We start from the raw sequence: 1,077 nt of genomic DNA on the forward strand, positions 1-1,077 counted from the left end.
CGGCGGCTAACATGAACTGTGTTAAAAACCAAAAGATTTTCTACGCCAGCTGGCTTTTAAAATCTGCCTGATAGGTTGTTCCTTTTGTAGCGATGGCAAAGGCCTGTTTCAGCAGTTTGTTACAAACTGCGATGAGGGCCACCTTGCTTTTCTTTCCTGCTTTTTTCAGTCGCTCATAGAGCTCCTTGCAGGCTTTGTTGTGCTGGATGGCGGAGAGGGAGCACATGTACAGCACGTTTCTTAAGTGCCCGCTGCCCATCTTGCAGATGCCTTTCTTTCCCTTGATCGATGACCCGCTCGTGTGCTCCCTCGGAGCCAGGCCAGCGAGGGCAATGAGCTGACGGTGATTCTGTATCTTCTTAAACCCGTTGGTCATCGTGATCAGCAGCGCCGTGGCGCGCTTGCCCAGGCCAGGGATGGAGGAGATCGAGGTGAGCTGGTCGCCCTTCCACTGCTTTAACGTGGCGAGTAGTTTTTGCTCGAGCACCTTGATCTCTTTTGCCAGGGTCATCATCATTTTAGTAAGGGTGCGGGTGAGCTCGCGGTGATCGCCGGGTAGTTGCTTCAGGCTATGGACCTGGTTTGTAATCGCGGTCTTCTGGCGCGTGAGCAGATCGATGGAAGCCGTGATGGCGCTGCATCTCAGGGCTTCTTCCGACGGCAGCTGCCACACCTGGCCTCCCCGCTCTAAGGCATAGCGATATAGCCAGCGGGCGTCCTTTTTATCGTTCTTGTTGCGCTCCAGGCCCATCTGGATGTAGCGCCGGATGCGCACCGGGTTTTCTACCCGCACGTCGCCGCCTTCCTGCTTCAGGGTGCAGGCCAGCTTCAGGTAATAGGGGCCGGAGGCCTCCATGAGGTAGGTGCGCTGCCCGCACACTTCCAGGATCTTGAGATGTCCCTTCTCATTGTTCTTAACGCGCAGACTGACCTCATTGCCAGAGGCGGTGTTATAGTGGAGGTCGAGGGTGTCTTTGGAAACGTCGATGCCGCAAACAAGTTTCATTTCGTACTTTGGTTTTACGTTAGAAAAAGGAATGTGGGTTTTTACACCGCTGCAGCTATCCTAACTTTCAT

General features: G+C 54.0%; 1 protein-coding gene. It reads right to left on the reverse strand.

Annotated features, from left to right (window positions below):
- Positions 1 to 40 precede the first annotated feature (40 nt).
- On the reverse strand, positions 41 to 1,006 hold the full coding sequence (locus ABD937_RS23520) for an IS110 family RNA-guided transposase (RefSeq protein ID WP_345258517.1): 966 nt from the start codon (positions 1,004 to 1,006) through the stop codon (positions 41 to 43).
- Between the last annotated feature and the right edge of the window lie 71 nt (positions 1,007 to 1,077).

The sequence above is a fragment of the Flaviaestuariibacter amylovorans genome (genome assembly GCF_039541815.1).
GTDB lineage: Bacteria > Bacteroidota > Bacteroidia > Chitinophagales > Chitinophagaceae > Flavisolibacter > Flavisolibacter amylovorans.